Origin of the sequence: Micromonospora sp. L32, from assembly GCF_052068055.1 — a bacterium.
Lineage (GTDB): Bacteria > Actinomycetota > Actinomycetes > Mycobacteriales > Micromonosporaceae > Micromonospora > Micromonospora purpureochromogenes.
Genome location: NZ_JBQHDD010000002.1, coordinates 669,432 through 689,275, shown reverse-complemented (window position 1 = coordinate 689,275; position 19,844 = coordinate 669,432). Strand labels below are relative to the sequence as shown.

17 protein-coding genes and 2 tRNA genes are annotated in these 19,844 nt (G+C 72.1%); 12 read left to right on the top strand and 7 right to left on the bottom strand.

Features of this window, described 5'->3' with window-relative positions:
- Positions 1-94 precede the first annotated feature (94 nt).
- From gyrA to ACTMTB_RS07890, 5 genes are all read left to right on the top strand, one after another.
- On the top strand, positions 95-2,614 hold the full coding sequence (gene gyrA, locus ACTMTB_RS07910; RefSeq protein WP_441143661.1) for a DNA gyrase subunit A: 2,520 nt from the start codon (positions 95-97) through the stop codon (positions 2,612-2,614).
- A gap of 4 nt (positions 2,615-2,618) precedes the next feature.
- Complete coding sequence (locus tag ACTMTB_RS07905) at positions 2,619-3,506, top strand: DUF3566 domain-containing protein (RefSeq protein ID WP_441143659.1); 888 nt, start codon at positions 2,619-2,621, stop codon at positions 3,504-3,506.
- 297 nt (positions 3,507-3,803) lie between these two features.
- A tRNA-Ile gene (locus ACTMTB_RS07900) sits at positions 3,804-3,877 on the top strand.
- 44 nt (positions 3,878-3,921) lie between these two features.
- Positions 3,922-4,050, top strand: coding sequence for a DLW-39 family protein (locus ACTMTB_RS07895; RefSeq protein WP_210774060.1), 129 nt, complete (start codon positions 3,922-3,924; stop codon positions 4,048-4,050).
- A 43-nt stretch (positions 4,051-4,093) separates the two neighbouring features.
- A tRNA-Ala gene (locus ACTMTB_RS07890) sits at positions 4,094-4,169 on the top strand.
- A gap of 55 nt (positions 4,170-4,224) precedes the next feature.
- Here the strand turns inward: ACTMTB_RS07890 and ACTMTB_RS07885 are convergent.
- The 4 genes from ACTMTB_RS07885 to ACTMTB_RS07870 form a co-directional block, all read right to left on the bottom strand.
- Positions 4,225-5,163, bottom strand: coding sequence for a tyrosine-type recombinase/integrase (locus ACTMTB_RS07885; protein WP_441143657.1), 939 nt, complete (start codon positions 5,161-5,163; stop codon positions 4,225-4,227).
- Positions 5,164-5,208: 45 nt separating this feature from the next.
- Positions 5,209-5,436, bottom strand: a complete 228-nt coding sequence (locus ACTMTB_RS07880; protein ID WP_441143655.1) for a hypothetical protein — start codon at positions 5,434-5,436, stop codon at positions 5,209-5,211.
- 484 nt (positions 5,437-5,920) lie between these two features.
- Positions 5,921-7,093 (bottom strand): LPXTG cell wall anchor domain-containing protein, encoded by a 1,173-nt coding sequence (locus ACTMTB_RS07875; protein ID WP_441143653.1) that lies wholly within the window; start codon positions 7,091-7,093, stop codon positions 5,921-5,923.
- A gap of 186 nt (positions 7,094-7,279) precedes the next feature.
- The gene (locus ACTMTB_RS07870) at positions 7,280-8,287 is read right to left on the bottom strand and encodes a zinc-dependent alcohol dehydrogenase family protein (protein WP_441143651.1); all 1,008 of its coding nucleotides are present in this window, start codon (positions 8,285-8,287) and stop codon (positions 7,280-7,282) included.
- On the opposite strand from ACTMTB_RS07870, the gene ACTMTB_RS07865 reads away from it, so the two are divergent.
- The 3 genes from ACTMTB_RS07865 to ACTMTB_RS07855 all read left to right on the top strand — a co-directional run bounded on the left by ACTMTB_RS07865 (position 8,214) and on the right by ACTMTB_RS07855 (position 10,719).
- Positions 8,214-9,434, top strand: a complete 1,221-nt coding sequence (locus ACTMTB_RS07865) for a DUF1028 domain-containing protein (protein WP_441143649.1) — start codon at positions 8,214-8,216, stop codon at positions 9,432-9,434. The genes ACTMTB_RS07870 and ACTMTB_RS07865 overlap by 74 nt on opposite strands.
- A 45-nt stretch (positions 9,435-9,479) precedes the next feature.
- A complete protein-coding gene (locus tag ACTMTB_RS07860; protein ID WP_441143648.1) occupies positions 9,480-10,286 on the top strand; it encodes an inositol monophosphatase family protein in 807 nt (268 codons plus the stop codon).
- 124 nt (positions 10,287-10,410) lie between these two features.
- On the top strand, positions 10,411-10,719 hold the full coding sequence (locus ACTMTB_RS07855; protein ID WP_441143646.1) for a hypothetical protein: 309 nt from the start codon (positions 10,411-10,413) through the stop codon (positions 10,717-10,719).
- A 334-nt stretch (positions 10,720-11,053) separates the two neighbouring features.
- On the opposite strand, the gene ACTMTB_RS07850 is transcribed toward ACTMTB_RS07855, so the two are convergent.
- Positions 11,054-11,761 carry a VOC family protein gene (locus tag ACTMTB_RS07850; protein WP_441143644.1) on the bottom strand — a complete coding sequence of 236 codons (708 nt, stop codon included), beginning with the start codon at positions 11,759-11,761 and terminating at the stop codon, positions 11,054-11,056.
- Between the two features lie 178 nt (positions 11,762-11,939).
- Between ACTMTB_RS07850 and ACTMTB_RS07845 the strand changes: the two genes are divergently transcribed.
- From ACTMTB_RS07845 to ACTMTB_RS07830, 4 genes are all read left to right on the top strand, one after another.
- The gene (locus tag ACTMTB_RS07845) at positions 11,940-12,398 is read left to right on the top strand and encodes an ArsI/CadI family heavy metal resistance metalloenzyme (RefSeq protein WP_441143642.1); all 459 of its coding nucleotides are present in this window, start codon (positions 11,940-11,942) and stop codon (positions 12,396-12,398) included.
- A gap of 50 nt (positions 12,399-12,448) precedes the next feature.
- Positions 12,449-12,763, top strand: a complete 315-nt coding sequence (locus ACTMTB_RS07840) for a hypothetical protein (protein WP_441143640.1) — start codon at positions 12,449-12,451, stop codon at positions 12,761-12,763.
- Between the two features lie 73 nt (positions 12,764-12,836).
- Positions 12,837-13,799 (top strand): L-threonylcarbamoyladenylate synthase, encoded by a 963-nt coding sequence (locus ACTMTB_RS07835; RefSeq protein WP_441144025.1) that lies wholly within the window; start codon positions 12,837-12,839, stop codon positions 13,797-13,799.
- A gap of 72 nt (positions 13,800-13,871) precedes the next feature.
- The gene (locus ACTMTB_RS07830; RefSeq protein WP_441143638.1) at positions 13,872-14,291 is read left to right on the top strand and encodes a CBS domain-containing protein; all 420 of its coding nucleotides are present in this window, start codon (positions 13,872-13,874) and stop codon (positions 14,289-14,291) included.
- Positions 14,292-14,364: 73 nt separating this feature from the next.
- On the opposite strand, the gene ACTMTB_RS07825 is transcribed toward ACTMTB_RS07830, so the two are convergent.
- Positions 14,365-15,162, bottom strand: a complete 798-nt coding sequence (locus ACTMTB_RS07825) for an MBL fold metallo-hydrolase (protein WP_441143636.1) — start codon at positions 15,160-15,162, stop codon at positions 14,365-14,367.
- 59 nt (positions 15,163-15,221) lie between these two features.
- On the bottom strand, positions 15,222-19,751 hold the full coding sequence (locus ACTMTB_RS07820) for an HAD-IC family P-type ATPase (RefSeq protein ID WP_441143634.1): 4,530 nt from the start codon (positions 19,749-19,751) through the stop codon (positions 15,222-15,224).
- Between the last annotated feature and the right edge of the window lie 93 nt (positions 19,752-19,844).

Genomic DNA, 19,844 nt, shown 5'->3' with positions numbered 1-19,844 from the left:
ACCCGCCGGTCCACAGAGTTATCCACAGCTTGGCCGGTTTCCACAGCCGTTATCCACAGCACGAAAACGACTCTGAGTCTGATAAGGGTTAACAGTGACCGATACTCCCGAGTCCACCCCGAACGAGCCGGAGATCCCGGAGACAACCGCGGCCGTCGTGGCGCACGACCGGATCGAGCCGGTCGGCCTCGAGGTCGAGATGCAGCGCTCGTACCTCGACTACGCGATGAGCGTCATCGTCGGGCGGGCCCTGCCGGACGTCCGGGACGGGCTCAAGCCGGTCCACCGCAAGATCCTTTACGCCATGTTCGACTCCGGCTACCGGCCGGACCGCGGCTACGTGAAGTGCTCCCGCGTCGTCGGTGACGTGATGGGTCAGTTCCACCCGCACGGCGACTCGGCGATCTACGACGCGCTGGTCCGGATGGCGCAGCCCTGGTCGCTGCGGTACCCGCTGGTGGACGGCAACGGCAACTTCGGCTCCCCGGGCAACGACCCGGCCGCCGCCATGCGGTACACCGAGTGCAAGCTCGACCCGCTGGCCATGGAGATGCTGCGGGACATCGACGAGGACACCGTCGACCTGCAGGACAACTACGACGGCCGGGCCAAGGAGCCCACCATCCTGCCGTCGCGGATCCCCAACCTGCTGGTCAACGGCTCCGAGGGCATCGCGGTCGGCATGGCCACCAAGATCCCGCCGCACAACCTGCGCGAGATCGGCGCGGCGGTGCAGTGGTGCCTGGAGAACCCGGACGTGGACGAGGCGACCACCCTCGAAGCGCTGCTGGAGATCGTCAAGGGCCCCGACTTCCCCACCTACGGCCTGATCGTCGGCCAGACCGCGATCCAGGACGCGTACCGGACCGGGCGCGGCTCGATCCGGATGCGCGCCGTGGTGGAGGTCGAGGAGGACAAGCGCGGCCGCCCCTGCCTGGTGGTCAGCGAGCTGCCCTACCAGGTGAACCCGGACAACCTGGCCGAGCGGATCGCCGAGCTGATCAAGGAGGGCAAGCTCGCCGGCATCGCCGACATCCGCGACGAGTCCTCCGGGCGTACCGGCATGCGGATCGTGCTCGTGCTCAAGCGCGACGCGGTCGCCAAGGTGGTGCTGAACAACCTCTACAAGCACACCCAGCTCCAGGAGACCTTCGGCGCCAACATGCTGGCCCTGGTCGACGGGGTGCCGCGCACGCTGAACCTGGCCCAGTTCATCCGCTACTACGTCGAGCACCAGATCGACGTGATCCGCCGGCGGACCGCGTTCCGGCTGCGCAAGGCCGAGGAGCGGGCGCACATCCTGCGCGGTCTGGCCAAGGCGCTGGACGCCCTCGACGAGGTGATCGCCCTGATCCGGCGCTCGCCCACGGTGGACGACGCCCGGCAGGGCCTGATCCGGCTGCTGGAGATCGACGAGATCCAGGCGACCGCGATCCTGGACATGCAGCTGCGCCGCCTGGCCGCCCTGGAGCGGCAGCGGATCATCGACGACCTCACCAAGCTCGAGGTCGAGATCGCCGACCTCAAGGACATCCTCGCCAAGCCGGAGCGGCAGCGCAGGATCGTCTCGGAAGAGCTCGGCGAGATCGTCGCGAAGTGGGGCGACGAGCGGCGTACGAAGATCGTGCCGTTCGACGGCGAGGTCTCGATGGAGGACCTGATCGCCCGCGAGGACGTGGTGGTCACGATCACCCGCACCGGGTACGCCAAGCGGACCAAGGCCGACCTGTACCGCTCGCAGCGGCGCGGCGGCAAGGGCGTCAGCGGCGCGACGCTGCGGCAGGACGACATCGTCAGCCACTTTTTCGTATGCTCCACCCACGACTGGATCCTGTTCTTCACGAACAAGGGCCGCGTCTACCGGGCCAAGGCGTACGAACTGCCGGAAGCCAGTAGGGTGGCCAAGGGCCAGCACGTGGCCAACCTGCTCGCCTTCCAACCGGACGAGCAGATCGCGCAGATCATCGAAATCCCGAACTACCAGGTGGCTCCCTACCTGGTACTGGCCACGAAGAACGGCCTGGTGAAGAAGACGCGGCTCGAGGAGTTCGACTCCCCCCGTTCCGGCGGCATCATCGCGATCAACCTGCGCGATGAGGACGAGCTGGTCGGTGCTGCCCTCGTCGCGCCCTCCGACGACCTGCTGATGGTGTCGAAGAAGGCGCAGGCGATCCGGTTCAACGCCTCCGACGAGGCGCTGCGGCCGATGGGGCGGGCGACCACGGGCGTGATCGGCATGCGCTTCACCGACGACGACGTGCTCCTGGCCATGGAGGTGGTTCGGGAGGGTCTGGACGTTCTGGTGGCCACGAACGGGGGATACGCGAAACGTACCCCGATCGAGGAATACCCGGTCCAGGGCCGGGGAGGTAAGGGCGTGCTGACTGCGAAGATCACCGAGCGACGCGGTGGTCTGGTCGGCGCGGTCGTGATCGACCCGGAGGACGAGTTGTTCGCGATCACGAGCAACGGCGGCGTCATCCGGACTCCGGTGAAGCCTGTACGCCGTACGCGTGACCGGAACACAATGGGGGTCAAGCTGATGGACCTCCCGGACGGCGTGACTATCGTGGCGATTGCTCGCAATGCCGACGAGCCTGACGAACAGGACTAGTTGAATGACGGAGACACAGGCGAAGTCGGGGAACACGGGGACCTCGGCCAACCCGGTCGACGAAGAGGCCGCCAAGAGCGGCACATCGGCGGCCGGCCGCGCCGCCGTGGGCCGGGCGACCGTCCCCGCCGACGCGCCTGCCCCGAAGTTCACCCGGGCTCCCGGCATGGCACCGCCGCCGGACAAGCCCGGGGAGGACTCGGGGGCGAGCGAGAAGGCCGAGACACCGGGACCCGACGCGCCGACCTCCGCGGCCGCGCCGGTCAGCGCCCCGGTCGCGCCGGCTACCACCACGCAGCCGATCAAGGCGGGCACCGCCACGTCCCCGTCCAGCACCGGCACCCAGCCGAAGGTGGGCGGCCCGACCAGGCCGTCGCCCGACGGCGGCCGTGCGGCCGGCACCGCCCGCCCCGCCAACGGTGGCGGCCTGCCGCCGGGCATCAGCGGAGCGGCGGCCGTCGGGGCCGCGCGCGTGGGTGACGCGGTACGCGCCGCGCGTAGCTCGGTCAGCTCGGCCGCGTCCCGCGGGCCGCGCCGGGCCCGGCTGAACCTCAAGCGGATCGACCCGTGGTCCGTGATGAAGTTCGCCTTCGCCGTCTCGGTGGTGCTCTTCATCGTGGTGGTCGTCGCCACCTCGGTGCTCTACCTGGCCCTGGACGCGATGGGCGTCTTCCAGAGCGTCAACGACAGCCTCACCGACCTGGTCAACGCCGGCGGGCAGAGCTCCGGCGGGTTCCAGATCACCGCCCGGGGCGTGATCCTCAGCTCGGCGCTGATCGGCCTGGTCAACGTCGTCCTGTTCACGGCGCTCGCCACCCTCGGCGCGTTCGTCTACAACGTCTGCGCCGACCTGGTCGGCGGGATCGAGCTGACGCTCGCCGAGCGCGACTGACACCCGACGACGCCGGGGCACCGCCACCCGCGGTCGCCCCGGCGTCGCCGTGTCCGGCCCCCTTCACCGGCCCCGCCCGTCGTCGGGGCTCGGCGCACGGTTTGCGGCGTGTCGCGGTGTCCCGGCGAGCTGACACCGCGACACGCCGCAAACGGAGTTGATCTCGGCGCGGGGCCGCCCGGGGAAAGCAGTCGCCGCCTCGTCGCCGGTACGGGTACCGTCGGGTGGGACGGGCGCCACGACCGCCCCGATTTGGGGTCGGACGTGGCGATGGGTTAACCTTGCTCGTCGCCACGCGGGGCTATAGCTCAGTCGGTTAGAGCGCAGAGCTGATAACTCTGAGGTCGCTGGTTCGATTCCAGCTAGCCCCACCGCACACCGTTCCGACGGCTAGTCGAGCGCGAGGGGTCGCCCCATGTTCAAGAAGCTTCTGTTCCTGGTCGGCGTCGTCGGCGTGGCCGCCCTGGTCGCCAAGAAGGTCAAGGCTTCCAACGACGAGCGCGCCCTCTGGCACGAGGCCACCACCGCGCCCGACCTGCGCTGATCCCGCTGGCACCGGCCAGCACCAGGCGGCTCCGACCGCCCTCGGGGCCCTAGCTCAACTGGCAGAGCACTGCCTTTGCAAGGCAGGGGTTAGGGGTTCAAGTCCCCTGGGCTCCACCAGCACTTTCCTTGGTTGATCTCGGTCGCGAGTACAGCCATCCGTACAGCCAAGCGGTCACGCCGTGTCCTCCTCGCCCAACGCGCGATCGATGGCCGAGGCAGCCTGACGAGCCCGAGCAGGCAGGACGTGCCCGTAGGTGTCGGCTGTCATCCGGATCGTGGAGTGCCCCAGCAGCTCCATCACCGTGCGCAGTTCCTCGCCCTGGTCGAGCAGGAACGTGGCGAAGGCGTGCCGCAGGTCGTGCAGGTGCAGCCAATCCAAGTCGGCCGCCGCCCGGAGCTGCTCGAAGCGCCGGTTCACGTTCCGCGGCTCCATCGCGGTGCCGATTGTGCTGGCAAAGACCAGGCCCAGATCCGACCACACCTCCCCGGCGGTGAGCCGTTCCTTCGCCTGGCGCACCCGCTGTGCCTCCAACGTCCGGACGGCCAGCGCCGACAGCGGCAGCGGGCGACTCGACCGGTGCGTCTTCGGTGGCACGAACTCCAACCCGCGATCCGTTCGCTGGAGCGTCTGCCGAACAAACAGCGCCCGTCCCGACAGGTCGACATCCGACCAGCGCAGGCCCAACAGCTCAGCGCGCCGGAGCCCGGTCGCCAGCGCTAGGACGAACAGCGATTCCAACCGGTCCCCGGTCAGCACCGACAGCAACGTCTTGGCTTCCTCGGGCGTCAGCGCGCGCCGCTCGGTCCGGCCGAGGGCCGGAGGCTTGGCCGCCTTGGCGACGTTGCGCGGCACCAGGTCCATCCGCTCAGCGTCGGCCAGGGCGACCCGCAGCACCGCGTGCACCTTGATGATGCTGGCCGGCGCGAGCTTGCCCCGCAGCCCGGTCAGGAACCGCTGCACGTCGCGAGGCGTCAGCCGATCGAGCTTCACCCGGCCCAGCCCCGGCACCAGGTGCTTGCTCACGGCCAGGCGGTAGCGCACCAGCGTTGACGGCCGAGTGCCGTCGTGCGCCTTCACGTCCCGCAGCCACTCGGTCAACCAGGCTTCCACGGTCCGAGGCTGCGCGGGCTTGAGGCCGGTTGGCGGCAGTGCCGCCTACGCTGCCGGGATGAACGCGGACAGGGTGCTGGCCAAGCTGACGGCGGACATCGACAGGAGACGGGCATGAGTAGGCGAAAGATCGTGCTTGTGGCCGTCGGCCTCCTGGTAGCGCTGTTGCCAGGTGCCCTTGCCTGGCGCGCACTGTGGCCGGTTCGCATCGACGCTTTGTGCGGGGTCTTCCAGTCCCGGCAGGGTGGGGTCATCCAGATCACGCCAGATCACGCCTTCAGGGTGTCTGAGGCCATGTTCGGTCCCAACGAGGACGGATCTACGGACACGGTTTCCGGTAGCGGCCAGCTGCGCCCGGGCGACTTGGCAGCTGACGGCCAGCTAGTTCTGAGGATGAAGGATGCCAAAGCAAGCCTTGAGTTAAACACTCAGCGCAGTTGGCGGGGGGAGATGAGCCTGTGGCACTGGGCCGACGACCCGGACACCGGGGAACGCGAGACCTTCGTCCAGAAGTCTGCCTGCTAGCTGCGGACGGTCCGCATCTAGTCCGCAAGAGGTCCACCGAAGGTAGGGGAGCGCTGAGAGATGTCGGCGGGTCGCCCATCTTGATCTCATAATCCCTCGGTCGCGGGTTCGAGTCCCGCCCGCCCCACCACGGAACGCCCTGCGCTCCTCGCGGCCCTCGGGATCGTCGGCCCGGCGGTCGGGATCCTGGAGGGCCAGCTGCGCACCGCCGACACCGGTCACCCGTCGAGGGTCACCGGATGGCCCGGCGTCGTCGGGTCAGGAGCAGCAGCACGCCGCCACCCACCAGCATGGCGAGGCCGGCCCCGGCGGTCAGCCCGGCCTGGGACCCGGTGATCGGCAAGCTGCCGCCACCACCAGCGCCACCACCGTCACCGGGGCTGCCGCCACTACCTCCGCCGCTGCTGTTCGCGGCCACCACGACCGCGAACCCGTCCTGGTTGTCGCTGTCGTCCACGTCGACCGCCCGAACGGCGACGGCGTTCGTGGGAAGGTCGCTCCGCGCCGGGCCGGAAAGGTCCGACCGCGGGTCGCTCAGGCCCTCGACCCGGACGGTCCCGTTCCGCAACGTGACCGGCGCCTTCGTGGCGGCCGACACCGTCACCAGGTGGTACAGCTCGACGGCGGAGTGGAGCTGGTCGTTCGGGTCGGTGTCCTGGTCGACAGGAACGAGGGCCAGCCGGTCGTAGGTGCAGACCGCCGCACGCCCGGCGTCACTGAGGATGCATTCATCCGGCGGCCTGGTGAACGTCGCACCCGTGGGCACGCGCAGTTCGACCTTGACCCCATCGACCGGCTTCCGCCCCTGGTTGGCGATCGTGTAGCGCACCGCGCCCGTCTCGCCCGGATTCAACGTGCCGGTGGATGCGAGGCTGCCGTCGGCAGCGATCCGCACCGACTGCGTCACGTCCGGCGCGACCACCGAAAGGTCGGCTTCGGGGTGATCCACCACCTGGATCGGGAACCACTTCGTATTGTCGGCCGGATTCGTGTCGACCGGCTTGACCTCGACCGTCACCTTGATCCGGCCCGCGAGGGGCTCTCCGGTCTGGACGGTGGCGAGGATGGGAAGCTCCACCGTCTCGCCCGGCCCCGGAAGCTGATCCGGCAGCAGGTCGCAGTACCAGCCGGAGACATCGCCGTCGCAGTCACGCGGCCCGCCGGTCGGCCAGAGCATGATCCTGAAATCGAACCTATCCAGCTCCGACGCGTCGACCCGGACGACGACCCGGGTCGGGGTCGCGTCGCCCTGGTTGCTGATCTTCAGGTGAAGCGTCTTCTTCGTGACCCCCAGCGGAATCGTCGCGCCGGCCAGGTCGACAGTGAGGTCCGCCCCCGCCGGCGCCGCCGAGGCGGACGCGGCGGGCACGCCGACCCCTCCGAGAAGAAGCAGCACGGTGGCCACCGTTCGGGGCAGCCACGGAAGTCCGAACCTCATGACGGAGCCCTCCGGATGAACGGGCGGTGCGATCCGTGGACACTATCGGCACCCGGCCGGGTTCGGTATCCCCCGCGTGACCCGCGTCGGAGGGCGCGTCCGCCCGCCCCGCTGTGACGATGCGGGGCGGGCGGGGAGTGCGTGCGGGTCGCGTCAGGCGGTGAGGAGCACCTTGATGGCGCGCCGCTCGTCCATCGCCTTGTAGCCCTCCGCGGCCTCCTCCAGCGGCAGCGTCAGATCGAAGACCTTGCCGGGGTCGATCTTGCGGTCCCAGATCAGCTGGATCAGGTCGGGCAGGAACCGGCGCACCGGGGCAGGGCCGCCGTGCAGATGAATGTCGGCGAAGAACAGCTCCAGGCCGGGCAGCTCGACATCGTGGGCGACGCCGACGAAGCCGACGTGCCCGCCGGGCCGGGTGGACCGGATGGCCTGCATCATCGACTCCTGGGTGCCGACCGCCTCGATCACGCTGTGCGCACCCAGTCCGTTCGTGAGCTCCTTGATCTTCGCCACGCCCTCGTCGCCGCGCTCCTGCACGATGTCGGTCGCGCCGTAGAACCGGGCCAGCTCCTGCCGCTGAGGGTTGCGGGACATCGCGATGATCCGCCCTGCGCCCAGCTGCTTGGCGGCGAGGACGCCCATCAGGCCAACAGCGCCGTCACCGACAACCGCGACCGTCTTGCCAGGGCCGGCGTCGGCGGCGACGGCAGCGAACCAGCCGGTGCCGAGCACGTCGGACGCGGCCAGCAGCGACGGGATCAGCCCCGGGTCCGGCTGCCCCGGCGTGGCAACCAGGGTGCCATCCGCCAGGGGGATACGGGCCTTATCGGACTGGGTCCCAACCGTCGCCGCCACGAATTCGCCGTGCACGCAGCGGGACTGGTAGCCGGACCGGCAGATCTCGCACGTGTTGTCGGAGATGACGAACGACCCGACGACGAAATCGCCGACCTTGACGTTCTTCACCTCGGGGCCGATCTCCTCGACGACGCCCACGTACTCGTGACCCATGACCTGATCCTTCACGGGCTCGAGGCCCCGGTACGGCCACAGATCCGAACCGCAGATACAGCTCGCGGTCACGCGGATGATGGCGTCGGTGGGCTCGATGATCTTCGGGTCTTCACGCTCCTCGACGCGGACGTCGCCGGCGGCGCGCATGACTACTCCACGCATCAGGTGTATCTCCTTGCTCTGTTGGTGCCTGCGGCGCCGAGCCGAGTCTTGGAGCCGCGGCATCCCCGTCTTCCCGACCCATGAAACTTCTGTGCCGGCCCGGCTGGGAGGGTGTGACGGGCCCCCTCAGGCGCCTTCCTGCGCTGCCCCGCCCGAAACTCTTGCCGTCGGCCTGCTAGGTCCTATACCGATGGGTGACTTGCCCTCTTCGGAGTGGCGCAAGCCACGTGTCGCAGTCAGCGGGAAGTCAGCAAGAGCGCAGACAGCCGTTGTGATCGCTCAGCAAAGACGACCGAGGTGCAGCGATTTAGGTCAGAGGGCCGCTGACAGCAACCGAGGCGGGCTCTGGCATGCCGGGCGTTCGTCCGGGTACGTGCCGACCGTGACCTTCTCGATCGCCGCACGGTGTCCACGTACCGGCCAGCTCGGGGTGGGAGCCCTCACGGCCAGACCAGCGGTCGGCAAGCTCGTCGCACACGTCCACTCGGGCGGTGGTGCGGTGGCGACCCAGGCCACCCCCAACCCGTTCCTGGCCTACGACGGCCTGCCGCTGCTCGGCGAGGGCCGCTCGCCGCAGGACGTCCTGACCGAGCTGCTGGCCAGTGACCCAGGTCGGGAGGTGCGACAGGTGGGCATGGTCGACCGCCAGGGTCGCTCGCACGCCTTCACCGGCTCCCGTACAAGTGACTGGGCGGGGCACCGCACCGGGCCGGGGTACGCGGTGCAGGGCAACCGCCTGGTGGGCCCGGAAACCCTCGCGGAGATCGTCCGGGTGTTCGAGGACAGTCGGGAACTCGACCTGGCGGAGCGGCTCGTGCTGGCCATCGGGGCCGGTGAGGAGACCGGCGGTGACCGGCACGGCGCACGGTCGGCGACCATGACGGTGATCGGCGATCAGCCGTACCCGCTCTGGGACGTGCGGGTCGACGACGCCGAGCATCCGGCGTGGGAACTGCGCCGGCTGCACGGCGTCTTCCAGGAGGAAGTGCTGCCGACCATCCAGCGGCTGCCCACCCGCGACGACCCCATGGGCGAGGCCGCCCGGCAGGCGCTCGGGGCACAGATGGAACACAAGACACCGTCAAACGTCGTCGACCAGCCAGCAACGATGGCAAGCCGCGAGGCCCTTTGAGCAGGCGTCGGTTGGGATTGGGTCCGCCCCGATATGGTGCATGGCATGATCAACTCGTACGCGGGCCTTGACGATGCCGGGGTCGCGGTAGCTGCGGCACGTGCCGGCGCGAACGTGGTGCGCAACATGTACAGCCAGCGGCTCACCCGCATCGACAAGGGCGCCGGGGATTTCGCCACCGCTGCCGATGTGGAGGCTGAGCAGACGATCCTCGACGTCATCCGTGCTGCTCGGCCCGATGACGCGGTGCTCGGCGAGGAAGGCGGGCAGCGGGGCGCGGCCGACGTCGTGCGCCAGTGGTTGGTGGATCCGCTGTGCGGCACGCTGAACTACGCCGTCGGCAACATGCTGGTGGCCGTCAACGTGGCGCTGCGCGATGGGGCAGCGGCGGTGGCCGACCCCTTCAGCGGCGAGGTCTTCTTCACTGACGGTGAGACCGCCTGGGTGCGGAATGACGGTGTCGATGCGCGGCTGACCCCCACGCCCGGCACCCAGTTGGTGGACGTCAACCTGGATCCGCCGTTTCCGAGCGCGCCTGGATTCCGGGCCGTGGACCTGCTGGCCCACCCTGGGTTCGTCGAACGGTTCCGGCCGCGGGTCGTGTCCACAACGCTGGCCTTGGCCTGGGTCGCGGCCGGCAAGCGCGCCGCATACGTCACCGATGGCGATGACCTGGTCGAGAGCGTGCATTTCGCCGCCGGCATCGCTTTGTGCCGGGCCGCCGGCTGCGTCGTCACCGGAATCGACGGCGCCCCGATCGGGCGCGCAGGCCGCGGGCTTGTGGTGGCCGGCGACGCCGAGACCCACGGGCTGCTGATGTCGATGATCGGCAGCCGAAGCTGGAAGCTGTGACCGCACAGGTTTCCGGGCTGGGTCGGCCGACGCGTGAAGATCCGGTCTCGGGACGCGCGGGACAGATCCGGCTGGATGATCTACGGCCAGCGATGGGTACCTGTCGGTTGGGATACTCGGCTGGATGGTGAGCGATCGATTGCAGGCATGGGTACGGGCACGCTTCGGACCGTCCGAGGCGGAAGCTGTCCTGGACCTCCTGACCGATCTCGTGCCGTTGGCCCCCGGTAGCACTGCCGAAAGCGCCGAGCGCGTCCAAGCTGCGGTGGTCATCCTGTCCAGTGGAGACAGCCGGCGGTTCCTTGATGCTGTGGCCCTGGCGCAGCAGGATTGGCGCGACGTTCTGGTTGGGGCGGGGCTCGCCGATGATGACTGGGCCGACCAGCTGAACTCCGTGCTCGGTAACACCTCGCCGGGCCGGGTGCGCCAGTAGCCCGTAGCCCGTCGACGTCACGCAGTCACCCAGGTCCCGAGACCGGACACCGGCTGCCGGTGACGTGGTTCAAAGCGCCGCCGACGGGGCCGCGCCGGCCGTTGTCGCTGTCGCCTCTGCGGCCGTCATGCCTGACACCCGGCGGCTGGCGCGGAGAGCGGGAGCCCGGAGGGCCGCCGCGGAATGACAGGCCACTGACAGGTGGGGTGGTGGGCCGGCAGCCGGTCGGGCCGCGGGGCCAGGACCCGCGCGGCGGACGCCGACCGCGTCGGCGAGAGGGAGGGCGGTCCGGTGGCAGGCCGCCCTGACCCACTGGCAACCGGCCGCGCTGTGGTCAGTTCCCTCTCAGGCAGAACTCGTTGCCGTCGGGATCGGCCAGCATGACGGCACCGTCCTCACCGACCTCGAGCCGAGTGGCCCCGAGGGAGACCAGTCGGTCGACCTCCGCCTGCTGGTCGCCACCGGCCGGGGCGAGGTCGAAGCGCTGCCGGTTCCTCACCTCTTTCGGGGCCAAGGGGGGGCCTCCCCACGCGACCTTTGTGCCGCCGTGCGGTGACTGGATCGCGGTTTCCTGGTCCTGATCCCACACCAGCGGCCAGCCCAGCGCCTCGCTCCAGAAGAGGCCGACCTCCCGGGTGCCGTCGCAGGCGACCTCCCCGAGCAAGCCACAACCGGCGAGGAAGGCATTGCCTGGCTCGATCACGCAGAACGCGTTGCCCTCGGGGTCGGCCAGGACGATGTGCCCCTCCTCGGGGCGCTGCCCGACGTCGAGGTGGCCGGCGCCGAGCCCCAGCGCCGTCGCCACCGTGTGCTGCTGGTCGGCGTGGCTGGCGCTGGTCAGGTGAAGGTGCATGCGGCGGTTCGGCCCCACCTTCTCGGCGCCGCTCGGGATGAACCGGAGGCTGAGTTGGTTGTCGTCACCAGGCAGGAGCGCGCCACCAGCGTCCTCGGCGACCTCCCGGCCGAGCAGGCCGGACCAGAACTGCGCCAGGCGAGCCGGGTCGTGCGCATCGAAGGTCACCGTCAGCATTCTGGAGAGCATCACTGCACGGTAGGCATGGGCCAGCAGGACAACAAGGCGGTTTCGGAGGCATCCACCACCGGCAGCGCTTGTTTCGATACATACCTAGGTTGACAGACTTCAAAACAAGGTGCGACAGTGGGGCCTCTGCTTCGAAAACCGTCTAGACAAGCCGGTTGAGCCGTCCAGGAGGAGAACCATGTCCCGCGTCCAGCTCGCCCTGCGCGTTTCCGACCTCGAAGGCTCCGTCGCCTTCTACTCCAAGCTGTTCGGCGTCGAGCCGGCGAAGCGTCGACCCGGCTACGCCAACTTCGCCGTCGAGAACCCGCCGCTGAAGCTCGTCCTGCTCGAAGGCGAGCCCGACCAGCCCACCGTCATGGACCACCTCGGGGTGGAGGTGTTCAGCACCGACGAGGTCAGCGCGGCGACCAGGCGCCTCACCGACGCCGGCCTCATCACGCTGGAGGAGAACAGCACGGAGTGCTGCTACGCCCTCCAGGACAAGGTCTGGGTACGCGGACCCGGCAACGAGCCGTGGGAGGTCTACACCGTCAAGGCCGACTCCCCGCAGTTGGAGAAGGCGACGGCGAGCGCCTGCTGTACCCCGGCCGCCGAGAAGGAGCTCGCCACCAGCGGAGCCGCCGCAAGCTGCTGCTGACCGTCGCGGCTGCCTGCCCCACCAAACCATCCGGCAGGAACGACGAGGCCTTGGCTGTACGAGAATCCGTACAGCCAAGCCTGTCGGCCTTCGTCGGCCGGGACACGCCGCACGTCCTCCAGATGTACTGCCGGGTGGAGGTGTCGGTGACCGACCCCGCCGCCCTGACCGCACACGCGGTGGCCCAGCTCCGCGCGGCCGACATCGACTGGTCGCGGGACGAGGGCGACCTGGACTCGGCGGACGCGGAACTGCGCGGCGACCTGGCTCGTGCCCTCGCGTCGGTCGCCGACATCAGCCGGATCCTCGACGACGTGCCGGGAGTGGAGTTCCGGGGCGGGGCCTGCCGGGCCGAGGGCGGGTGATCGCGCGGCCGACCGGAGGACCGGTACGTCGGCAGGCTAGCGTCGGGGCGTGAGCACCGGATCCCCACGCGTCCTGCCCGCCGACAGCGGCATCGCCGAGGCCGCCGCCGTCCTGCGCGACGGCGGGCTGGTGGCCTTCCCGACCGAGACCGTCTACGGCCTCGGCGCGAACGCCCTGGACGCCCGGGCCGCCGCCCGGATCTTCGAGGCCAAGGCCCGGCCCAGCTTCGACCCGCTGATCACCCACCTGGCCGACGCCGCCGACCTGGAGAAGCTCGTCGGACCGGTGCCCCCGGCGGTGGCCGCGCTGGCCGAGCGGTTCTGGCCGGGGCCGCTCACGCTGATCGTGGACCGACCGGCCGAGATTCCGCCGATCGTCACCTCGGGGCTGGACACCATGGCCGTCCGGGTGCCGGACGAGCCCTCCGCGCGGGCCCTGATCCGGGCCGCCGGGGTGCCGGTGGCGGCGCCGAGCGCGAACCGCTTCGGGCAGCTCAGCCCGACCCGGGCCGAGCACGTCGTCAAGGGGCTCGGCGCGGCGGTGGACGTGGTGCTCGACGGCGGGCCGACCCGGTGCGGGATCGAGTCGACCATCGTCGACGCGCGCGGCCCGCAGCCGGTGGTGCTGCGGCTCGGCGCACTCGCCCTCGAGGAGCTGGTCGAGGCGGTCGGGCCGGTGAGCGTACGGCCGGGCAGTTCCGGGCAGCCGGTGGCGCCGGGGACGCTGGCCGCGCACTACGCGCCGCGTACCCCGTTGCGGGTCGTGGTGGGGGCGCAGCCGGCGCCGGCCGACGGCGGCCGGCGCGGTTTCCTGGCCTTCCGGGAGCGGCCGGCCGACGGGTACGCGGCGGTCGAGGTGCTCTCACCCGCCGGGGACGTCACCGAGGCCGCCGCCCGGCTCTTCGACGCCCTGCACCGGCTGGACGCGGCCGATGTGACCGAGATCCTGGCGGAGGCGGCGCCCGACACCGGGGTGGGCCGCGCGATCAACGACCGGTTGCGCCGCGCCGCCGCCACCTGGGAGCCGGCCGGCTGACGCTCGGATGCATGGTCCCGCGGACCGGGGGTACCGATTCAGTTACCAACCCCCGGAAAGCGAGGTGTCACCATGCCGACCGCACGCGACATCATGACCAACGACGTGACCTGCGTCCGTGAGCAGGACGACCTGCGGGCCGCCGCCAAGCGGATGGCCGAGCTGGGCGTCGGCGCGCTGCCGATCTGCGGCGACGACAACAAGCTGAAGGGCATGCTCACCGACCGCGACATCGTGGTGAAGGTTCTCGCGCAGGGCAAGGACCCGGCCAACGTGACCGCCGGCGAGCTGGCCCAGGGCGAGGCGGTGACCATCGGCGCCGACGACGACGCCGCGGAGATCCTGCGCACGATGGGCCAGCACCAGGTACGCCGGCTGCCGGTGATCGACGGGCACGAGCTCGTCGGGATCGTGGCGGTGGCCGACGTGGCCCGGTCGCTGCCCGAGCGCCCGGTGGGCGACCTGATCGAGGCCATCTCCGAGCGCTCCTGATCCCGTCCCGTCATCGGTCGCCGCCTTCCGGCTCCACGCCGGACGGCGGCGATCGGTGTACGGGGACCTCCGCTCAGCCGGTCAGCGGCACGGTCTCGCCACGCAGGATGGTGCGCACCCCCGACACCAGCCCGCGCCGCTTCGCCTCCTCGACGAAGTGCCGCAGCGGCGACCGGAACACCGGGTAGTCGTCGTAGTGGATCGGCACGGTCAGCTTCGGCCGGATCAGCTCGACCAGGTCGGCGCCCTGCTTCGCGTCCATGGTGAGCAGGATGCCGCCGACCCTCGTGCCGCCCAGGTGGATCAGCATCGCGTCGATGTCCGGGAAGCGCTGCGGGATCTCGGCGAGCTGCGGGCGGCGCAGGGTGTCCCCGGTGACGTAGAGGCGGAACAGGCGCGTCCCGTCCCGGTCCAGGTCGATCATCGTGCCCATCACGTCGGGCAGCAGCCGGTCCAGCGCCCCCGGGCCGTGCTGACCGGGCAACGAGGTCAGCCGCAGGGTGCTGGACCCCCGATTGAACTCCCGGGACCGCCAGGTGGGCAGGCCCTCGGTCGCCCGGAATCCCCACTTGCGCAGCTTCCGCTCGGCCGCCTGGGTGGTGATGATCGGCAGCTCGCGGTCGAGCCCCTTGCGGGCCACCCGGTCGAAGTGGTCGCCGTGCAGGTGGGACAGGACCACCGCGTCCAGGGCGGGCAGTTCGGGGATGGTCAGCGCCGGCTCGGTGCTGCGGCGGGACCACAGGCCCTTGCCCAGGTACGCCCGCTGGCCCCGGTGCAGGAAGTTCGGATCGGTCAACAGGGTGAAGCCCCCGATCCGGAGCACCGTCGTCGCGGTGCCGATGAACGTCACGTTTGGCTGATCCGTCTCCACGGGTCCCACCTCCACCCCCGGCCGTACCCGGGACGGGCGTGGCCATGCGGGCCGCCGGCCTACCGACCGGACGGCTCCGCCGCGGCGGACCCGTCGCCGGCGCTCTCCTCGGCCGGCCCGTCCCCGGCCGATTCGTCGGCGGCCGACCCGGCCGGTCCGTCGGCGGTCGACCGGGTCGGTCCGTCGCCGGTCGGCGGGAAGCGCTCGACCAGTCGGGTCAGCGCGCCGTTGGCGAAGGTGGCGCCGAGCGCCGAGCCGGCGGCGATGCCCCACCCGACCGGCCCGAGCGGGGTGCAGCCGAAGAACTGGCTCACCCCGGGGGTCTGCACCACCGCGCCCAGCACCCCGAGGGACACGGCGGTGGAGGCGAGCACCATCGGGCTGGTGCCGCCGGCCAGCACGGTCTGCCCGAGCTGCGTGCCGACCAGCGACACCAGCGCCACCGTGCCGGCCCGTTTGCGCCGTCCGGTGTACCGGGCGACCGTCCAGCCGGCGGTCGCGCCGAGGGTGGTGGCCGCCGCGCGCAGGCCGATCTCCCGGGTCATCGTCTCGCCGAGGGAGGTGTCCGGACCCTCGCGCAGCAGCCCGTCGGCGTGGTCGGCGCCGGGCGGCCGGACCGCGATGGCCAGCGCCGGCGCCAGGTCGGTGAGCAGGTTGACCAGGAGCAGTTGCCGCCCGGTCAACGCGGACCGGCCGGTCGCGGCGGCGGTCAGCACGCTGAACGCGATCTCGCCGAGGTTGCCACCGACCAGGATGCTCAGCGCGTGGCGTACCGAGGACCACATCGCCCGCCCCTCGACCAGGGTGGCGATGATGGTCTCCAGCCGATCGTCGGTGACCACCAGGTCGGCGGCGGCCCGCGCGGCGGGGGTGCCCCGCTGGCCGAGGGCGATGCCCACGTCGGCCAGCCGGATCGCCGGCGCGTCGTTGGCGCCGTCGCCCGTCATCGCCACGGTACGGCCGCACTTCTGCAACGCCTGGATGATCCGCACCTTGTGGGTGGGGGTGCAGCGGGCGACCACGTCGGTGCGGGCCAGCCGCTCGCCGAGCGCGTCGTCGTCGAGCTGGTCCAGCTCGGTGGCGGTCACCACCCGCTGCGCGTCGTGGCCGTCGCTGATGATCGAGGCGATCGCCTCGGCGGTGGCCGGATGGTCTCCGGTGATCATGATGGTGTGCACGCCGGCCTGCCGGATCCGGCGCACGGCCGGGGCGGCGCTCTCGCGCACCCCGTCGGCGAGGGCGAGGAAGCCGACGAAGACCAGGTCGGTCACCTGCTCGTCGGTGACCGTCTCGGCGCCCACCCGGCACTCTGCGACGGCGAGAATGCGGTGCCCGGCCCGGGCCCGGTCGGCGAGCATCGCGTGCAGCCCGGCCCGTCCGTCGTCGTCCAGTTGCTCGTCCCGGCCACCCGGGGTACGCCAGGCGCTGCACCGGGGCAGCACCGTCTCCGGCGCCCCCTTGACGCTGAGCAGCAGTCGGTCACCGGTCCGCCCGACGGTGGCGTGGTAGCCGCGGGACGGCTCGAAGGGCAGCCCGCCGACCGCCGCCCAGCCGTCCGCGCCGACCTGCTCCACCACCCCGGCGTCGCGGGCGCCGTGCCGGACCGCCCGATCGGTGTGCTGCGGCAGGTCGTCCGGGTCGTCGGCGGCGGGGGTGGCCCGCAGCGCGGCGGCGAGGGTCCGTCGCAGCCCGTCGTCGAGCCGGTCCACCGGGGCGTACCGGCCGTCGTCGCCGACGCCGGCCAGCCGCAGGCTCCCCTCGGTGAGGGTGCCGGTCTTGTCGAAGCAGAGCACGTCGACCCGGCCCAGCGCCTCGATGGTGCGCGGGTTGCGGACCAGCGCGCCGTGCTCGGCCAGCCGCCGGGCCGCGGCCAGCTGCGCGGCGCTGACCAGGAACGGCAGCCCCTCGGGCACCGACGCCACGGCCAGGTTCGCGGCGGTCGCCGCCGTCTCCGCCAGGGGTACGCCCCGCAGCAGCCCCGCCCCGGCCACCGCGATCGCCGATCCGGCCGCCAGCGGGAGCGCCGCGCTGGTCAGCTTGCCGAGCCGGGCCTCCACCCCGCTGGCCGGCGGCGCCTGCCCGGCCAGCGCGAGGCTGCGGCCGGACTCGGTCTCGGCGCCGGTCGCCACCACCACGGCGGTGCCGTGTCCGGCGGCCACGGTCGTCCCCTCGTAGAGCATCGAGTGGCGGTCCGCCACGGCGGCGGCGACCACCGGTTCGACGGTCTTGCCGACCGGCAGCGACTCCCCGGTCAGCGACGACTCGTCCGCCTCCAGCCCGTCGGCGGTGAGCACCCGGCAGTCGGCCGGCACCGCGTCGCCCGGCCCGAGCGTGACCACGTCGCCGGGCACCAGCGCCTCGGCGGGGAGCACCCGCTCGGCCCCGTCGCGCAGGACCCGGGCGGTGACCTCCGTACGGGACAGCAGCTCGGCCAGGGACCGCTCGGTGTTGCGCTGGTGCACCGCCCCGATCAGCGCGGAGCCGCCCACCACCCCGCCGACCAGGGCGGCGTCGACCAGCGAGCCGAACACGGTGGAGAGCACCGCCCCGGCGACCAGCACCGGGGTGAGCGGGTTGGACAGTTCGTCGACGAAGGCGCGTAGCAGGCCGCCGCCCGCGCCAGGCCCCGCGCCCGTGCCGGCGGTGTGCCGGCGGCGCGCCTCGGCCTCGGCCAGCCCGCCGGGAGTGGTGTCGAGCTGCCGCAGCACGGTGTCCACCGGCATCAGGTGCCAGGCGGTGGTGGCCGGGGTGGGCGCGCCGTCCGGGTGGGGCAACCGGTGCGCCCGCCAGACGCCGTGGGCGAAGGCCAGCGCGGCCGCTCCGTTCACCGCCGCCAGGCTGCGTCCGGGCAGCTCCTGGCGGTCGGCGGTGAAGGCGCCCAGCGCGCCGAGGCCGGCGCCGGCCACGGCGAGCCGGATGTTCTGCCGGGTCATCCGGCGGGCCACCCCCGCCGCCTCGATGACCAGGGCCGGGATCCGCAGGTCGGTGCCGACCAGCAGGTGGGCGCCCCAGGGCGGCAGGGCCTCCGGGTCGGCGACGCCGAGACCGCAGTCGGACGCGGCGAGCGCCGCCCGGTCAGCGGACACCACCAGCACCACCGCGCCCTCGCGTTGCAGGGTGCGCACCGACTCGGCGAGGCGGTCACCGCCGGGCAGGACGGTGTCGGCGAAGGCGTACCGCTGCGGGTCGTCGCCGGCCACGACCAGCCGTAGGCCGGCCTGCCGGGCGGCGGTGGGCAGCGCGTCGACGCCCGGCGCCGGCTCCGGCTCGACCCGGATGACGGCCGTGAGGGTGTCGTGGTGGGCGAGCCCCAGGAGCTGGCCGCCGCCCTCGCGCAGCCGGCTGCTGTCCGGGGTGTCCCCGGGATCGGTGACGTCGAGGCCGTCGAGCGGACCGAGCCGCCAGCCGTCCGCCTCCCGCGAGGCGTCCGGGTCGGCCGGGTCGAAGAGCGCGAACGCGCGGGCCGCCACCTCGCCGGTCGCCGCGCCGCCCAGCGGGGCCAGGTCGGCGAGCACACCCCGGGCCGAGCCCAGCACGGCCGCGTCCAGCACCACCGTGTCGATCCGGTCCAGTTCGCGCAGCACGCTGCGGTCCATCGCGATCACGCCGCGCCGGGCGAGCATCCGGCCGAGCTGTGCGGCGTACCCCTCGCGACCGCTGCCCGGGGCCTTCGGCAGCGAGGACAGGGCGAGCGCGGCGGCGCGCTTGCGGCCGACGACCGGCACCGCGGCGGCCCCGGCCGCCGCGCCGGCGGCCAGCGCCCAGCTGCTGTACCGCTCGACCGGGCCGTCGGCCTTCGGCTGGCCCCGCTCGGTGGCGGGCGAGCGGGCGACGGCCCGCTCCGGGTCGCCGGTCAACCGCGGTTCGGCCTTGTTCCAGGCGGAGAGCTGCGCCCGCGCCTCACCCCACTGCACGATCCGCTGCACGCTGTCCAGGGCGATGCCGGTCCAGCCGCCGGTGAGCCCTTGGACGACCGCCTCGGCCAGCGGGAACAGCACCTCGGCGCGGGGGTCGGCGCGCAGCCCCCGGTCGGCCAGCGCGTGCAGCTTCGGGTGCAGGTCGATCGCGCCCAGCAGGCCGGCCACCTCGCCGGGGACCGGTGTGAAGGGCAGGATCCGGGTGGCCGCCGAGATGGTCAGGCCGAACGCGTCGGAGGCGAGCGCGCCGAGCGTCCGGGGCGTCCGCGGCCCCTCCTCGGCCGGGTGCGGGGGCGCGATCTCCGGATCCGGCTCGTACGGGCAGACCCGTTCGGTGCGGGCCACCGTGGCGATCAGGTCGCGCAGCCGGGGCTTCGGCTCCTCGACGGCCACCACCACCCGGCCGGACGGCGCGTTGACCCGGGCCCAGGTGACCCCGGGCATCCGTTCCAGCGCCGTCTCGACCTGCCGGGCCAGCCGGTCGCCGCCGTCCTGGCAGACGCCGTGCACCTCGATGTGGTGCCGTCCGCCGCGCGACCAGACCCGGCGCTGCGTCAGACCGACCGCGCGGACCAGCCGCGACGCGGCCGAGCCGACGGTACGGGACGCGTCGGCGACCAGCGGTGGCACCGGCGGGAGCACGCGGTCGGCGACCCGGCCCAGCGCCGTCATCGAGCGGTACGGCCGAGCCGCCGGCCCCGCTCCCCGCCGTGCCCGCCGCTGCTGCCGTACGCCATCTCGCCTCCCGCGCTCGTCAGGCGGCCT